Here is a 16,106-nt window from a genome sequence, read left to right as displayed (position 1 = left end):
AAAGGGTGCAACTCAGGTTTCAGCTGGAAGTGTTGATAATTCGGCTATTGAATCAACAATTCAGAAGGATTCAAACAATACAGGTGAATATAAATTAGTGGTAACCTTAACTCAAGGTGGAACTGAAATTGCAAAACAAACGATTAAGTTTAGACTATTTGGTGAAAATATTGCACCACCAGAACCATATCTTGCAGGTGTAATAGGAAAGACTATAAATGGAGTAACAACAGGATATAAGGTTAAGGTTATGGTTCCATTTACTGATTCAACTGTTTCTGTTGTTGGAACAATAAGATTAAAGGATAAGATAAGTGGTCAGTATGGAAATCCAAAGACATATAACTTTGTCTTAAACAATGGAGTATGGGAAGGAGAAGAAGTAGCAAACGTTGAAGGTGAATATGAGGTAAGTATAAGATATGAAAATTATGCTATGAAACCTTCTACATTTACAGCATCAAAGGAAATTAGATTTGCCATAGATACTTCAAAGGTTTATAAGGTTTATCTATATGATGGATATTTAAGAAAAATAGGTTTAGATGTTATTGAAGGATTGGTTTATCCTTATGGAGATGCAACATACTCCTTTGTAGGATATACAGATTTGTATTCCTTTGGGGTAGAAGGTAGAAGCATAACAGGTTTTGAATGGCTTGACGATGAAAATGATACAACAATAAGCGATCCAGATGCTCAGTATGGTTTCTATGTAAAATATAGGTTTATAGACGACAATACTTGGTCAAGTATAAAGCAAGGTGAAAGAATAAATTATAGAAACAACAGAACAGTTGAAAAATATAGAATAAAAGTAACAGTAATTAACTTTAAGAACGGTTATAAAGAAGATTTTGAATATGAACTTGAGATAAGCAATCAGTAGTATGTAACGTATGTTTAGCACAGTGCATTTTAGGATGCGCTGTGCTATTTTTTTGATTAACTTTACAAAAATTTTTGAAATCCATGTTTAAAACAAGCAAAAATTGGAAAAAATCAAGTTGAAAATAGATTGAAGGGAGTGAGGAGTAAATTTAAAGTGATTTCATTTTAAATATATATATTTTTATATATTTAAACCTTTTATAAATTTAAATTAATACTTAAAAGGAGGAATAGGATGAAAAAGAAGGGTTTTACATTACTTGAGATGATTATTGTCATTTCTATCATCGCCCTTTTAGTTGGTATTGTAACTCCTCAGATTACAAAGGCGATGAAAAAGTCAAAGGCTATGGCGGATGTGGTAACTGCAAATACAATAGCAGCGACGATACAGGAGATGATGCTTGAAGGGATAACTTTTAATGAGACAACAGAGTGGAAAGAGCTAAATGACGCAAACTTTTTCCCATCTGGAAGTAATTTGTCCTTGAGCAAATTCATTGAAAATTTTAGCACTTTAAAGCCCAAAATGAATTCAAATTATGTGTTTTGTTATATTTATGATTCTGCAAATAATAAATTAGAGATAGGGGCAGGTAAACCAGGAACTGATGGAATGGATTTAGCATTTAGGCTTTACCCAACCCTTGATCCTGCATACAAATAAAATCTAGTCATAGATCTTTACTAAATCCTCCCATTTTTAAAGTGGGGGACAATTTTTTGTGTTTTCATATTAATGATATAAAAATAAATCTTTGCAAAAAGTTAATATTTTAACTTTTTCTGTCTTATTGTTTAGATCTTTGTAATTTGCTAAAATGGGAAATATAAGGAAGGATGGGAGGGATATTGTGGATAAGAAAATTGTTAAAGCTGTTAACAAAGAATCCTTTATTTTTCTTGGAATCATTCTATTATTTTTTGGCTTTTTAGCAAAAACAATGGGCCTTGCCAATATGTTCAGCACAATGATGAAGACAGCCCACGATCTACTTTTAAACACCGTATTTTTCATAATGGCCATTGCAGTTTTGGCAGGTGCCTTTGGTGCACTTTTGACGGAATTTGGTGTTGTAGCCCTTATAAACAAAATTTTATCTCCCCTTATGAAGCCCCTTTTCGATATGCCTGGGGCTGCAAGCATAGGAGTTCTTACTACATATTTATCGGATAATCCTGCAATTATTACCCTTGCAAAGGATAAGGGCTTTAGAAGATACTTTAAAAATACCAAGTTCCAGCCCTTACAAACCTTGGAACAGCCTTTGGAATGGGGCTTATAGTTACTACATTTATGATTGCCCAAGCTCCGGAGGGACAAAGTTTTGTTTTAGCTGCAATTGTTGGAAACATCGGTGCTATAATTGGAAGTATGGTAAGCGTCAGAATTATGATGCACTTTACAAAGAAAAAGTATGGAAAAGAGGAAATGGCCCTCGATGGAGATGCTGAATTTGATATCACAAAGTTTAGAGAAATAAGAAGCGGAAGCACATTTCAAAGGGCCCTTGAGGCTATATTAGACGGAGGCAAATCTGGAGTCGATATGGGCCTTTCTATAATTCCTGGGGTTATAGTAATATGCACCTTAGTTATGATGCTAATAAATGGACCTAAAAATGGAGTATATACAGGTGCAGCCTATGAAGGAGTCCCTGTTTTAACCTGGATTGGAGAAAAGTTAAGTTTTATTTTAAAGCCCCTTTTGGGATTTAAAAGCCCAGAATCCATAGCCTTTCCTATAACTGCTCTTGGGGCGGTTGGGGCTGCAATTGGTCTTGTTCCAAAGCTTTTACAGCAGGGACTTATTGGAGCAAGGGAAATTGCCGTATTTACCGCAATGGGAATGTGCTGGAGTGGTTATCTTTCAACCCATGTTGCAATGATGGATGCCCTTGAATCAAGGGACCTTACAAACAAAGCAATACTTTCCCACACAATTGGAGGTCTTGTAGCGGGAATTGCTGCAAATTTAATAATGAGTATTATCATTTGAGTGCCAGGCACTTTAGATTTAAGATTTTGATATATTTTTAAAAACAGAGGTTGTCTTATTTTAGGCAACCTCTGTTTTTATTGATTAGGCTGTATTACTAATGCTGTTTTGGTAAAAATAAATTAATGATAGCCAATAATAAGGAGGGATTATATGGCAAAGTATGATGTTGATGAAGTTAAGTTAAGACAGCTTGAGGAATATATAGACTCTCTAGAACAAAAGGAAGGGGCACTGATTGGAGTTCTTTATAAGGCCCAGGAGATTTTTGGGTATCTTCCTAAGGATGTTCAGCTTTTTATCGCAAGAAAGCTTGGGATTACTGCGGCAAAGGTATATGGAGTTGCAACCTTTTATTCTTACTTTACTATGGAGCCGAGGGGAAAGCATGTTATAAACGTTTGTATGGGAACAGCCTGCTTTGTTAAGGGGGCAGATAAAATTTTGGAGGAGATTAAAAAGGAGCTAGACATAAAAGATGGGAATATGTCAAAGGATGGCCTTTTTACAGTTGACACCTTAAGATGCGTTGGTGCCTGTGGCCTTGCACCTGTTGTTATGGTGGATGGTAAGGTTTATGGAAGGGTTAAGGTAGAAGAAGTTAAGGGGATACTTGATGAGTATAGAGAATAAGGAGGGTTTTAGATGATCAAATCGATAGAAGAGTTAAAGCAGATAAGGGATAAGTATAAGGATGTTTTGCAAAACAGGGAGGCGGAGGAGAACAAAATAAGGATTTTGGTTGGCATGGCAACCTGTGGAATTGCAGCTGGGGCAAGGGATACTATAAACGCAATAGTTGATGAGGTTCATAAGGAAAATATAAACAACGCTGTTGTTGTTCAAACGGGCTGTATGGGGTTTTGCTATGCTGAGCCCACTGTAGAGGTAAGATTTCCAGGAAAATCTCCAGTTCTTTACGGCAAGGTGGATACAGAAAGGGGTAGGGAGATAGTAAGAAGGCACGTAAAAATGGAGAAGTTATTAGTGAATGGGTATTAAAAGGATAGGAGGGATAATATGCCACTTAGGATGGAGCTTTTGGTGTGCGGTGGAACAGGATGCCAGGCGTCTAACAGTAGTAGGGTATTAGAGGTTTTAAGGGAAGGTATACAGGAAGCTAACCTCCAGGAGGAGGTTAGGGTTTTGATGACGGGATGTTTTGGATTTTGCGAAAAGGGACCTATTGTTAAAGTTATGCCTGACAATATTTTCTATGTAGAGGTAGATGAAGAATCGGCAAGAAAAATAGTTAGAGAACATGTTATAAAGGGAAGGATAGTTGAAGAAAAAATATATAAAGAACCTGAAACAGAAGAAAGACTCCCAGAACAGAGTAGCATCCCCTTTTATAAAAAGCAGATTAGAATTGCCCTTAGAAACTGTGGAAAGATAGACCCTGAAAATATAAACGAATACATAGCTTCCGATGGATACATGGCCCTTGCAAGGGTTTTGACGGAGATGACACCCGAGGAGGTTATTGATGCTGTTAAAAGAAGCGGCTTAAGGGGAAGAGGTGGGGAGGTTTCCCAACAGGCCTTAAGTGGGAGGCAACAAGAAAGTCAAAGAGTGATGTAAAATATATAATCTGCAATGCCGATGAGGGGGACCCGGGAGCATTTATGGACAGAAGTATACTTGAAGGTGATCCACATTCGGTTTTAGAGGGTATGGCAATTGCAGGTTATGCAATAGGTGCCCAGTTTGGATATATATACGTTAGGGCTGAATATCCACTTGCTATACATAGACTAAGGATTGCAATAAGCCAGGCTAGAGAGATGGGACTTTTGGGGAAAAATATTTTAGGTACTAACTTTTCCTTTGATGTTGAGATAAAAATAGGTGCAGGTGCATTTATTTGTGGTGAAGAGACTGCCCTTATAAATTCAATTGAAGGTGGGCGTGGCGAGCCTACAGTAAAGCCGCCGTATCCTGCCCAGGTTGGTCTTTGGAAAAAGCCGACTAATATAAACAACGTAGAAACCTTTGCAAACGTTCCGCCCATCATTTTAAACGGAGCCGAATGGTTTAGCTCAATTGGAACAGAAAAGAGCAAAGGAACAAAGGTTTTTGCTCTGGCAGGAAAGGTAAACAACGTTGGACTTGTTGAAGTTCCCATGGGAATAACATTAAGGGAGATTATTTACGACCTTGGCGGTGGAATAAAGGGAGGTAAAAATTTAAGGCCGTTCAAACGGGTGGACCATCAGGAGGATGCATCCCAGCAGAGCATCTTGATACACCAATAGATTACGATACATTAAACGCCCTAGGTTCAATGATGGGTTCTGGTGGAATGATTGTAATGGATGAGGATGACTGCATGGTTAATATCGCAAAGTTTTATCTTGAGTTTAGCTGCGATGAGTCCTGCGGAAGGTGCACAGCCTGCAGAGTAGGAAACAAGAGGATGCTTGAGATATTAAACAAGATAACCGAAGGGAAAGGCGAGATGGAGGATTTAGAGATGCTAAAAGAACTTGCTGAAACCGTTAAGGATTCATCCCTTTGCGGACTTGGTCAAACATCTCCAAATCCGGTTTTATCTACTATGAAATTTTTCTACGATGAATATCTTGCTCATGTTAAAGATAAGTCCTGTCCGGCAGGAGTCTGCACTGAGCTACTTAAATACTATATAATTCCAGAAAAATGCGTAGGGTGCACTGCCTGTGCCAAGGTTTGTCCTGTTAATGTAATACACGTGAGCCAAGAAAGGTTCATGTTATTGATAGGGAAGGCTGTATAAAGTGTGGAGAATGTTATAGGACATGTAGATTTGGTGCAATAACAAGGAAATAATATGGAAAAATATAGAAATGTCCAAATGTCAAAAGTCAAGTGGCAGGCACTTGAAAGGAGGTATAATATGGTAAATGTTACGATAAATGATATAAAGCTTCAAGTTCCGGAAGGGACTACAATCCTGCAGGCTGCCAAGATGGTTAACATAAACATTCCAACTCTTTGCCATCTTGATTTGCATGACATAAAGATGGTAAATAGAACTGCATCATGCAGAGTTTGCCTTGTTGAGATAGAAGGAAGAAGAAATCTTGCCCCAGCATGTGCGACGGAATGCTTTGAGGGGATGGTTATAAAGACTAATACCAAAAGGGCGATAAGGGCAAGAAGGACAATGGTGGAGCTTTTACTATCGGATCACCCCACCGACTGCCTTGTTTGCGAGAAAAATGGAAATTGCGATCTACAAAAGATTGCTGCAGACCTTGGAATTAGAAAGATTAGATTTGAAGGCGAAAAGTCCACATATACAAAGGATAGCTCCAGCGGTGCCCTTTATAGAAATCCAGATAAATGCATAATGTGTAGACGCTGCGAGACCATGTGTAATGAAGTTCAAACCTGTGGGATTTATTCTGCCGTTGATAGGGGATTTGAAACTGTTGTAGCACCAGCCTTTAATCTTCCTATGATTGATACCCAATGCACCTTCTGTGGTCAGTGCGTATCGGTATGTCCTACAGCTGCTTTAACGGAGGTTAGCTATGTTGCAAAGGTTTGGGAGGCACTACACGATCCTGACAAGTTTGTAATAGCCCAGACGGCACCGGCTATTAGAGTTGCCCTTGGGGAGGAATTTGGACTTGAGCCTGGGACAATTGTTACAGGAAAGATGGTTGCAGCATTAAGAAGGCTTGGATTTAGGAAGGTTTTCGATACTGATTTTGCTGCTGATGTAACGATTGTTGAGGAGGCGAAGGAGTTTATAGAAAGATTAAACGGCAAGGGAAGACTTCCTATATTGACAAGTTGCTGCCCCAGCTGGGTTAAGTTCATAGAGCATCAATTTCCTGAGCTTTTAGATATTCCTTCAACCTGTAAATCACCCCACATGATGTTTGGGGCAATAGCAAAGACATATTTTGCAGAAAAATTTAATATCCCACCTGAAAAGATAGTCGTAGTTTCAGTAATGCCATGTATTGCTAAAAAGTATGAAATTCAAAGAAAGGAATTTGAGGAAAACGGCATTAAAAATGTTGATTATGTAATAACAACAAGGGAGTTTGCAAAGATGATAAGGGAGGCTGGAATAGATTTTACAAAGCTTCCTGATGAGGATTTTGATGATCCACTTGGTGAATCTACAGGAGCATCAGTAATATTTGGCGTAACGGGAGGAGTTATAGAGGCAGCATTAAGAACGGCCTATGAGTGGATAACAGGTGAAACACTAGAAAAAGTTGAATTCCATGGAGTAAGAGGACTTGAGGACGGACTTAAGGAGGCGACGGTAAAGATAAAGGATATGGAACTTAAAATAGGAGTTGCCCACGGACTTGGCAATGCAAGAAGGCTTCTTGAGGATATTAGGGACGGAAAAAGATTTTACCACGCCATTGAAATAATGGCCTGCCCTGGAGGATGTATAGATGGAGGAGGACAGCCCTATCATCATGGAAATCTTGACATAGTAAGGGCAAGGCTTAATGCAATATATGAGGAGGATAGAAATAAACCAATAAGAAAATCCCATGAAAATCCTGCGGTTATTGCGATGTATAAGGAATATATGGGTGAAATAGGCGGAGAAAAGGCCCACAAACTTTTACACACCCACTATACACCGAGGGAAAGAATATAACAAAAACTTAAACTTAAGTGCCTGGCACTTAAGTTTAAGTTTTTTATTTTGGGAATAATCAGAGATGGAGGTGTTGATATGGCAAGACCAAGGAGAATAGAATACAAAGGTGCTATTTATCATGTTTATAATAGGGGAAATAATAAAGAAAATATTTTTGCTTACGACGCAGATAAAAAGTTTTTTATTATTCAGTTAAGGGATTATTTGATAAAGTTTGATTATGAAGTATTAGCATATTGTATTATGAGTAATCATTATCATTTGATGATAAAATGTAACGAAACCCCTCTAAGCAAAGTAATGTATAACATTAATAATGTATATAGCAAATATTATAACGACAAGCATGGAAGACGAGGTCATGTATTTGAAAATAGATATAATGCTAAAATTGTTGAAGATGAAACATATCTTTATTGGCTTTTTAGGTATATAAGCAGGAATCCTATAAGGGCAGGAATCGTAGAAAAAGCTGAGGATTATCCTTGGAGTAGCTTTAAAATATACAAATATAACATAGAAAGTTTTATATCAAAAGATACATTACTAAATATGATATCAGATGATAAAAAGCAAGCCATAAGGTTTTTAGTTAATATAACACAAGAAAAAGGTGATGATTCAAGTAGTGAAAATGACTTTACAATTTTTGTGGATAATTTCAAGAATTTTATAAATGGAACAAAGATTAAAATATTAGAAAAAGATATTTTGAAAAATAAACAATGCAATCAAAGGAAAACTTTGGATGATATTTTAGCTGAGCTAAAATTAAAAGATTCTTGGGATAAAATAAAAGGCACTTCAAAACGTAAAGACGCAATTGAATTTAAGAAAATGTTTATTAAAGCTGCTTTAGAAAATAAATATACTTTAAAAGAAATAGCTGATTATTTAGGGATATCTGCTTCAGCTGTATCACAACTTAAAAATAAGGTGCCTGGCACTTAAAATTAAGATTTGACTTATAGGCCAAAAAAGATTTATAATTTTAAAAACTTAAATCTTAAGTGCCTGGCACTTGAAGGAGTGGATGATATGAAAAAGAGGTTGTGGACTGGACTATTAAGCGTTATTATTTTTATTACTTTTAATGTAACTGCCTTTGCAGCACCGGTTGATGAGGTTAAGGAAATTTTAAAATATTACTATGTCGATGATGTTCCACAAAGCGCATTAGAGGCAGATAATGTTTATGATGTAATAAAGGCTCTTAATGACCCTTATACTCAGTATTTTACTAAAGAAGAATTTAATGATTTTATAAACAGTGTAAACAATACCTTTTCAGGCATCGGAGTTCAAATCGAAAGGGTTGATGAAGGCATTAAGATAATGACAGTATTTGAAGGTTCACCTGCAAAGGAAGTGGGACTTAAAAGTGGGGATGTTATTATAGAAGCTGACGGGACAAGCCTTGCGGGCCTTCAAGTAGAAAACGCAGTAAAGCTAATAAGGGGTCCGGAAGGAACAGTAGTTAATTTAAAGGTAAAAAGAGGAACAGACGTTTTAGAATTTTCAGTGACAAGAAGAAAAATAGTTCTTCCAACAGTTGAATTTAAAAGAATGCATAACTTTGGATATATAACTATTTCAAGCTTTGGTGAAGATACAGATTCTTTCTTTAGGAATTACGTAGAAAAAATTCGGATTTAGATGGTTTTGTAATAGATTTAAGAAATAATCCAGGTGGATTTTTGGAAACTGCAAGGGTAATAGGTGGATATTTTGTTGGAAAGAGAAATATAGTTTTATTAAAGGGTAAAGACTACACAGAAGAATTAGAATCACAGGACAGGGAGATTTTTAACGGCAAAAGAGTTATTATCCTTGTTAATGAAAACAGCGCATCAGCCTCTGAAGTTTTAACAGGGGCAATTAGGGATTATAAAAGGGGGCTTATAGTAGGTAACAAAACCTTTGGAAAAGGAACAGTTCAAGGTTTTGTTCCCCTTTCCGATGGAGGAATGTTAAAACTTACGATACAAAAATTTTATTCTCCTCTTGACAAAGAAATCAATAAAGTAGGAATAACTCCAGACGTTCTTGTAAAGGATGCCGATATGCAGTTAAATATTGCTGCAATACTTATGGGAAAATCAAAAACTAATGATAAACGCGGCTTTGCTATGGTTAAAATTGATAACTATTACTATGAAATAAATAAAAGCCTTCTTAACAATAAAAAATATTATGATGCATTTATGTTCCTTTTAAATAATAATTATATTAAGGAATACTATGAAGGAACTTCAGATAAATATGTTAAAGTTGCAATGATAAAGCAAAATATAGAAAAACTGGCTACAAATAAAGCTTATATTGCAAAGGTTAAAACTAAAAAGGGCTATTCATATACTATAAAGTTTAGAGCCGTTTCAGTAATGAAGAAAGGAGCATAAACATGATTTTAAAGGCTATAATACTTGGCATAATAGAAGGGCTTACAGAGTTCTTGCCTATATCCTCAACAGGCCATCTTATAATCGCCAACAAATATATAAATTTTACAGGTGAGTTTGCAAAGGTATTTGACGTTGTAATACAGGTTGGAGCAATACTTGCAGTTATATTTTATTTTTGGAATAAAATCTTCCCAAGCTTTGACGATAAAAAACAGGCTAAAAGGGTTTATTCCCTTTGGTTTAAGGTTGTAGTAGGATTTTTACCTGCTGCAGTATTAGGGTTTTTGTTTGAAGAAAAGATTGATCAATATCTATTTAATCCCACATCGGTTGCTATTGCCCTAATATTTGGTGCCATACTTCTTATTATTGCTGAAAATAGGCTAAAAAGGGTAAGAATAAATGATACGGATAAAATGGGCTATACAGATGCTGCATTGGTTGGATTGTTTCAATGCCTTGCCCTATGGCCGGGAATGTCAAGGTCAGCCTCAACAATAATAGGAGGGCTACTTATTGGACTTTCCCGTGAGGTTTCGGCTGAGTTTTCCTTCTTCCTTGCAATTCCAACCCTTGTTGGGGCATCCGTTTTAAAGCTTTTAAAATCCAGCCTTGCCTTTAGCTCAATAGAATGGATAACCCTTTTTGTAGGAACTTTAGTATCCTTTATCGTAGCACTGCTTGTTATAAAGCTTTTTATGGGGTATATTAAAAAGAAGGATTTAAAGCCCTTTGCATATTATAGAATCATCCTTGCAATAATAGTTCTTATAGTTGAACTTTTGTAGCACTATTTAGTGCTACTTTTTTATGTAAATATGACATAAATCACATAAATTTTTTAAAAGCTTATGTATAATCTACTTAGAATTTGAAGGGAGGTTTTATTATGATTAGAAAAATTGTTCACATAGACGAAGAAAAGTGCAATGGATGCGGACTTTGCATACCAAACTGTGCAGAGGGAGCACTTCAAATCATTGACGGAAAGGCAAAGCTTGTTAAGGATAGCTTTTGTGATGGACTTGGAGCATGCCTTGGACACTGCCCACAGGGTGCTATAACGATTATAGAAAGGGAAGCCGATGAATTCGATGAAAAGGCGGTTGAAGAGCATCTAAGCAGAATGGAAAATGAAAATCACGGGAAAAACCAAAAGCCTGCTCATCATAATGCTCATCACCACATTGGGGGATGCCCTGGAAGCATGATGAGGCAGATAAATAGAGAGGTAAAGGATGAAAACGTAAAGGTAGCATCAAAGCTAAGACAATGGCCTGTGCAGCTTGCACTTGTGTCACCATCTGCACCGTATCTATATAGGTCAGACCTTTAATCGCTGCAGATTGCACAGCCTATGCCTATGGCAACTTCCACAACGACTTTATAAAGGACAGAACTGTTGTTGTTGGATGCCCAAAGCTTGACGATAACGACTACTATACAGAAAAGCTTACCGAGATTATTAAAAACAACGATTTAGAATCGATAACAGTTGTAAAGATGGAGGTTCCATGCTGCAGCGGAATTGCTATGGCAGCAAGGATAGCAAGGGACAGGGCAGGCGTTAATATACCTGTTAAAGTCGTTACAATAAGCGTAGATGGTGAAATATTACAAAGAGAATACCTATAATTTGCTTTACAAATACCCCCAAGAGGGGTATAATTTTTTGTTTAAAGAAGGAGATGTAGCAAAAACTGGAAATGTCAAAATGTCAAAAAGTCAAAAAGTCAAGTGGCAGGCACTAAGGAGGGAGATTATGAACACTATACAATTGATTTCCATTGCAGTATTTTTAATTACTTTTGTCCTCATCGTTACAGAAAAGATAAACAGGACAGTTGCTGCTATGATTGGAGCTATGGTTCTTCTTATTATTAGAATAATAGATCAAGGTAATGCAACCGAATTTATAGATTATACCACCGTTGGGGTTTTAGTTGGAATGATGATTGTGGTTGCGATAATAAAAAGGACAGGACTTTTTCAATATCTTGCCATAAAGGCTGCTAAAATGGTTAAGGGAGATCCGATGAAGATAATAATCCTCTTTGGTATCATGACGGCAGTTCTTTCAGCTTTTTGGATAACGTTACAACCATCCTTCTTATGATTCCAGTGACATTAGTTATATCAAAACTATTAAAGCTAAGCCCTATCCCCTTCATTATGTCGGAGGTTTTGGCTTCTAATATAGGAGGAACTGCAACCTTAATAGGAGACCCTCCAAACATCATGATAGGTTCAGAAGCAGGAATCGGATTTTTAGATTTTATAGTTAACTTAGCACCACCAATAATAGTTATTTTAATTGTCAGCGTATATATAATTAGAGCAATTTATAAAAAGAACTTCATGTTGAAGATGAATTAAAAGATATATAATGGAATTAGATGAAAAAACTGCAATTGTAGATAGAAAACTTCTTGTAAAGAGCCTTACTGTTTTATTTCTTATAATACTTGGATTTTTCTTCCATGAGCATTTAGGATATGAATCTTCAACGGTTGCTCTTTCAGGAGCTACAATTCTTCTTTTAATTAGTGGGATTGAAATCGATGAAATTTTAGTTGAAGTTGAGTGGCCAACTATATTTTTCTTTATATCGCTATTTATCATAGTTGGAACCCTTGAAAAGGTTGGAGTAATTTCTATGCTTGCAAAACTTGTAATTGAATTTACAAAAGGGAACTTGATATTTACGGGACTTGTAATCCTTTGGGCATCGGCAATCCTATCAGCCTTCCTTGACAATATACCCTTTGTTGCAACAATGATACCTCTTATAAAGGGACTTGGGGCTATTGGCGGTATGAACATAATGCCTCTTTGGTGGGCACTTTCCCTTGGAGCATGCCTTGGAGGAAATGGAACATTAATTGGGGCCTCTGCCAATGTCGTTACTGCAGGAATTATGGAAAAGGAAGGCTATAAAATCACCTTTAAGGATTTTACTAAAATAGGTTTTCCACTTATGATTATTTCAATAATAATATCAACTATCTATTTACTTTTATTCCAATTAAGATAGAAAAGAGGGTGTGGGTATGAAGGAGATTAATGTTAAAGAAACGATGCATGAGATGCTCCTAAGGCAAATGGGGGCAAATGTTGTCTGCTTTATTGGGAAGCAGTGCTTTGTGAAATTTAATATTGAAGGATATGAAATTAGCTATGCATATAACATAAACGCTAAGGAAAAATACTTTCTTCAAAGGGTAAAGCCATATCCTATGATAGCAGGTGTCTTTGAAGATCTTAAGGATGTAATTGAGATGATTGAAATAGACCTTGAACAGCTTAAAAATGTTATAAAAAGTGGAAAGTTTGAAAAGTTTTTAGAGCTGAATAAAAAGATTTTAGAAACAGCAAGAAATTTAGAGGATTTATTTTTCTATTATATTGTAGATGAAAAGATGTTTGATGATATAGACCATTGTATAGAAACGGTTAGAGACAGAATAAAAAATAGTGCTACTGAGGACAAAAGGGTCTACTTCAAAAAGGATCCAGAAACTTTATAAAAGTATAGGATTTTCCTATACTTTTTTATATCTTAATAGTATAATAATACTAAGAGTTGTGTTGAGGGTGATAAGATGAAAAGGATTGAGGAATTTTTAAAAGATTTTAATAGATTAACAGAAGATTTTGATAAAATCCAGAAGGAGGAGCTTTTAGATAGAATTACAATCCTTTCAAAGGAGGCGGAGGAGAGTGCATTATTTGAGGTTCATATATCCCTATTAAATTTGTTAAATGATTTTGATAGGGACAAGGCCTATTTAGTCTTAAAGGATTGTATAAGTCTAATACAAAAATATTTTTTAAGGGAGGATGAATTTTTAATAATTACAGAGGATGAACCTTCCTTTAGTGAGCTTATAAAATCCCTTAAATTAGAGGGTTTTAAAGTTTCTATTAAAAACTATGATTTCGAAGTTATTGATTATATTTACTCTAGAAGACCGGATGTTATTTTGATCGATAATGATTTAAAAAGCCATGGAGTTATTACTTTAAATATATTAAACGATGAAGAAATCCTTAAAAAGATGCCAGTTGTTGCCTTTGGTAAAGGTTCTAAAGAAGAAAAATTATATTTCTTAAGTTTAGGTGTAGTTGATTATATTGAAAAAAATTTTGATGTGGATGAGGTTTTACTTAAACTTAAAAATATATATAGACTTTCTAATACCTATATTAAAAACAATATCTATGATGTGTTTACCGGAGTTTACTCAAGGTATCATGGCGATATTATTTCAAAAAAGAATTTTTAAAGGTTAAAAATGCAGGGGATACCTTTTTATTCATGCTCCTTGATTTTGACAATATGGCTAAAATAAATTTATCCTTAGGGAAAAGTAAAGGAAATGATATTCTAAAGGAAAGTGCTCAGGTATTCAAAAACTTACAGCAAATAGCGATATAATCTACAGGGTTCATGGTGATTCCTTTGCCTTTATGTTTTTTAATAGATCCCTTTTGGAAGTTCTAATGCTTGCCGATAAAATGCAGAGGGAGATAAGAAAGCTTGGGGAAAAATATGGAGTAAGCTTAACCTTTTCAGCAGGTATTGCAGAGTTTAGAAGGGATATGGAGGACATCGATGAGCTCTTTAGCCTTGCAGAAAAGGCCCTTATAAAGGCAAAACAAGAGGGCGGTGCAAGGGTATTAACATCAAAACAAATAGCAGAATATAATAAGAAAAGAATATTAATCGTTGATGATGATAGGATAATTTTATCTATATTGAGTAAAAGATATAGGAATAAGGGTTATGATTGTTTGACTGCTCAAAATGGCGAAGAGGCTCTTGAAATATTTAATAACAATAAGGACATAGATCTTATAATTACTGATTTTTATATGCCTGGAATGAATGGCGATGAATTTACTAAGGAGATAAGGAAACTAAATAAAAACGTAAAGATTATAGTTTTATCGGGGCATAAATCAGAATCTCATGTCCAAAGGGCTTTAAATGCGGGTGCCGATGAATATGTTACAAAGCCTTTTTCCCCCGTTGAGCTTGATATTAGAATAAAAAAATTAATAGGTTAGTGGTGATAGTGTGGAAAGATTTGTTATTTCATCGATAGTTGTTTTTTCTATTTTTATTCTTATACTTTATTCCTATTTATTTTTGAAAAAACAATAGAGTTAATAAAATATAGGTTAAGAAGGAAATACGAAGGTCATATTTTTGATTTTGTTGATAACTTGGTTTTAAATCTCGAGGAGGGAATTGTAACTGAAAATCAAGTAAAAGAAATAAAAAGAATAATAGATGATAAGATAAAGATGGATCTTTTCGAAGAAAGAATAATATATTATTTTAACATTTATAAAGGAGAAATTATTAAAAAGCTTACAAAGCTCGTAGAAGATATAGGGATTGTAGATATAGAATTACAAAACTTAAAATCAAAAAATATATATAAAGTCTCCCTAACTTTAAAAAAGCTTGGGGAGTTTAGAAGCAAAAGGGCAATAGAAGGAATTTTAGAAGCTTTAAAAATAGAATCAACGGATGTTAAATATAATGCTTTTTGGCCCTTTCTAAAATAGGAGATGAAGAAGCTTTTATTAAGGCCTTTGAAAGTCTTAGTGGGAATATACTATTATCCGAAAGGAGCTTGATTGAGATAATAGATGATTTTGAAGGAGACAAGCAGTATGTTTATAAAAAGATGTTCAACTCAAAGGATAATTACCTTGCATCAATTTTTATAAAATCTGCTTCCAACTTTATGGACATTTCTTTAAATGAAATTGCAGTAAAGTTTTTAAAAGAGGACAACAAGGAAAAAAGATTGCAGCGATAAAGCTCATTGGAAATACTGCGGATGTTAGGTTTATTGATGAAATTATAAAATGCCTTGAGGATGAAACTTGGGAGGTTAGGGCAGTTGCTGCCAAGGTTCTAGAAAGATTTTCGGATGAGAGGGCAGTAATTCCACTGGTTAAAGCTTTATCCGATAAAGTGTGGTTTGTAAGATATAATGCAGCAATATCTCTTATCAAAATTCCCGGTGGTATTGACGCAATCGATGAGGTTATGAAGGCTGAAGATAGGTTTGCAAAGGATATAATACTATATGCAGCCCAACACATCGCAGGGGACGATAAAAATTATGAAAAAGAAAAGGTGGCAAACATCTTAGAAAAATATAAAGGGTGATGA

The 16,106-nt window shown here is 35.3% G+C and carries 15 protein-coding genes and 5 pseudogenes; all 20 read left to right on the top strand.

The annotated features are described in order from the left end of the window. Positions 1 to 97 precede the first annotated feature (97 nt). The 20 genes and pseudogenes from PWK10_RS14000 to PWK10_RS18935 all read left to right on the top strand — a co-directional run bounded on the left by PWK10_RS14000 (position 98) and on the right by PWK10_RS18935 (position 16,103). Positions 98 to 889 (top strand): hypothetical protein, encoded by a 792-nt coding sequence (locus PWK10_RS14000; RefSeq protein WP_274766458.1) that lies wholly within the window; start codon positions 98 to 100, stop codon positions 887 to 889. Between the two features lie 237 nt (positions 890 to 1,126). Continuing rightward, the gene (locus PWK10_RS13995; protein WP_274766457.1) at positions 1,127 to 1,558 is read left to right on the top strand and encodes a type II secretion system protein; all 432 of its coding nucleotides are present in this window, start codon (positions 1,127 to 1,129) and stop codon (positions 1,556 to 1,558) included. A 154-nt stretch (positions 1,559 to 1,712) separates the two neighbouring features. After that, a pseudogene (locus tag PWK10_RS13990) lies at positions 1,713 to 2,890 on the top strand (CD0519/CD1768 family membrane protein). Positions 2,891 to 3,043: 153 nt separating this feature from the next. Beyond that, positions 3,044 to 3,523, top strand: coding sequence for an NADH-quinone oxidoreductase subunit NuoE (gene nuoE / locus PWK10_RS13985; protein ID WP_274766456.1), 480 nt, complete (start codon positions 3,044 to 3,046; stop codon positions 3,521 to 3,523). Between the two features lie 12 nt (positions 3,524 to 3,535). After that, a complete protein-coding gene (locus tag PWK10_RS13980; protein WP_274766455.1) occupies positions 3,536 to 3,892 on the top strand; it encodes a (2Fe-2S) ferredoxin domain-containing protein in 357 nt (118 codons plus the stop codon). Between the two features lie 18 nt (positions 3,893 to 3,910). Beyond that, positions 3,911 to 5,698 (top strand): annotated as a pseudogene (nuoF, locus tag PWK10_RS13975) (NADH-quinone oxidoreductase subunit NuoF). 67 nt (positions 5,699 to 5,765) lie between these two features. Further along, positions 5,766 to 7,505, top strand: coding sequence for an NADH-dependent [FeFe] hydrogenase, group A6 (locus tag PWK10_RS13970; protein ID WP_274766454.1), 1,740 nt, complete (start codon positions 5,766 to 5,768; stop codon positions 7,503 to 7,505). 78 nt (positions 7,506 to 7,583) lie between these two features. Further along, positions 7,584 to 8,459, top strand: a complete 876-nt coding sequence (locus PWK10_RS13965; protein ID WP_274766453.1) for a transposase — start codon at positions 7,584 to 7,586, stop codon at positions 8,457 to 8,459. A gap of 87 nt (positions 8,460 to 8,546) precedes the next feature. Further along, positions 8,547 to 9,164, top strand: coding sequence for a S41 family peptidase (locus tag PWK10_RS13960; RefSeq protein ID WP_274766452.1), 618 nt, complete (start codon positions 8,547 to 8,549; stop codon positions 9,162 to 9,164). A 41-nt stretch (positions 9,165 to 9,205) separates the two neighbouring features. Further along, positions 9,206 to 9,910, top strand: coding sequence for a S41 family peptidase (locus PWK10_RS13955; RefSeq protein ID WP_274766451.1), 705 nt, complete (start codon positions 9,206 to 9,208; stop codon positions 9,908 to 9,910). Between the two features lie 2 nt (positions 9,911 to 9,912). Further along, the gene (locus tag PWK10_RS13950; RefSeq protein WP_274766450.1) at positions 9,913 to 10,701 is read left to right on the top strand and encodes an undecaprenyl-diphosphate phosphatase; all 789 of its coding nucleotides are present in this window, start codon (positions 9,913 to 9,915) and stop codon (positions 10,699 to 10,701) included. A gap of 101 nt (positions 10,702 to 10,802) precedes the next feature. Continuing rightward, a pseudogene (locus tag PWK10_RS13945) lies at positions 10,803 to 11,548 on the top strand (ATP-binding protein). 127 nt (positions 11,549 to 11,675) lie between these two features. Beyond that, positions 11,676 to 12,947: pseudogene (locus PWK10_RS13940) on the top strand (SLC13 family permease). Positions 12,948 to 12,963: 16 nt separating this feature from the next. Next, entirely contained in the window at positions 12,964 to 13,440 is a 477-nt protein-coding gene (locus PWK10_RS13935; RefSeq protein ID WP_274766449.1) for a hypothetical protein, read from the top strand. A 75-nt stretch (positions 13,441 to 13,515) separates the two neighbouring features. Next, the gene (locus PWK10_RS13930) at positions 13,516 to 14,199 is read left to right on the top strand and encodes a response regulator (protein WP_274766448.1); all 684 of its coding nucleotides are present in this window, start codon (positions 13,516 to 13,518) and stop codon (positions 14,197 to 14,199) included. A gap of 32 nt (positions 14,200 to 14,231) precedes the next feature. Next, positions 14,232 to 14,584 (top strand): annotated as a pseudogene (locus PWK10_RS20060) (GGDEF domain-containing protein); the annotation flags it as partial. Then, a complete protein-coding gene (locus tag PWK10_RS20055; RefSeq protein WP_446715383.1) occupies positions 14,561 to 14,983 on the top strand; it encodes a response regulator in 423 nt (140 codons plus the stop codon). The pseudogene PWK10_RS20060 and the gene PWK10_RS20055, both read left to right, overlap by 24 nt. Before the next feature lie 159 nt (positions 14,984 to 15,142). Then, entirely contained in the window at positions 15,143 to 15,490 is a 348-nt protein-coding gene (locus tag PWK10_RS13920; protein ID WP_274766447.1) for a hypothetical protein, read from the top strand. Between the two features lie 68 nt (positions 15,491 to 15,558). Next, a complete protein-coding gene (locus PWK10_RS13915) occupies positions 15,559 to 15,747 on the top strand; it encodes a hypothetical protein (protein WP_274766446.1) in 189 nt (62 codons plus the stop codon). Beyond that, positions 15,735 to 16,103 (top strand): HEAT repeat domain-containing protein, encoded by a 369-nt coding sequence (locus PWK10_RS18935; protein WP_342455803.1) that lies wholly within the window; start codon positions 15,735 to 15,737, stop codon positions 16,101 to 16,103. The genes PWK10_RS13915 and PWK10_RS18935 overlap by 13 nt, the downstream gene beginning before the upstream one ends. The last annotated feature ends 3 nt before the right edge of the window (positions 16,104 to 16,106 follow it).

The organism is Caloramator sp. Dgby_cultured_2, from assembly GCF_028872215.1.
Lineage (GTDB): Bacteria > Bacillota > Clostridia > Clostridiales > Caloramatoraceae > Caloramator > Caloramator australicus.
The sequence above is the reverse complement of the archived record's forward strand: the minus strand, read 5'-3'. Positions and strand labels throughout refer to the sequence as shown.

Bases quoted from the DNA above. Each gene is read 5' to 3' on its own strand.
- PWK10_RS13995 (WP_274766457.1), top strand. From the start codon at position 1,127: ATGAAAAAGAAGGGTTTTACATTACTTGAGATGATTATTGTCATTTCT.
- nuoE (WP_274766456.1), top strand. From the start codon at position 3,044: ATGGCAAAGTATGATGTTGATGAAGTTAAGTTAAGACAGCTTGAGGAA.
- PWK10_RS13980 (WP_274766455.1), top strand. From the start codon at position 3,536: ATGATCAAATCGATAGAAGAGTTAAAGCAGATAAGGGATAAGTATAAG.
- PWK10_RS13970 (WP_274766454.1), top strand. From the start codon at position 5,766: ATGGTAAATGTTACGATAAATGATATAAAGCTTCAAGTTCCGGAAGGG.
- PWK10_RS13965 (WP_274766453.1), top strand. From the start codon at position 7,584: ATGGCAAGACCAAGGAGAATAGAATACAAAGGTGCTATTTATCATGTT.
- PWK10_RS13960 (WP_274766452.1), top strand. From the start codon at position 8,547: ATGAAAAAGAGGTTGTGGACTGGACTATTAAGCGTTATTATTTTTATT.
- PWK10_RS13950 (WP_274766450.1), top strand. From the start codon at position 9,913: ATGATTTTAAAGGCTATAATACTTGGCATAATAGAAGGGCTTACAGAG.
- PWK10_RS13935 (WP_274766449.1), top strand. From the start codon at position 12,964: ATGAAGGAGATTAATGTTAAAGAAACGATGCATGAGATGCTCCTAAGG.
- PWK10_RS13930 (WP_274766448.1), top strand. From the start codon at position 13,516: ATGAAAAGGATTGAGGAATTTTTAAAAGATTTTAATAGATTAACAGAA.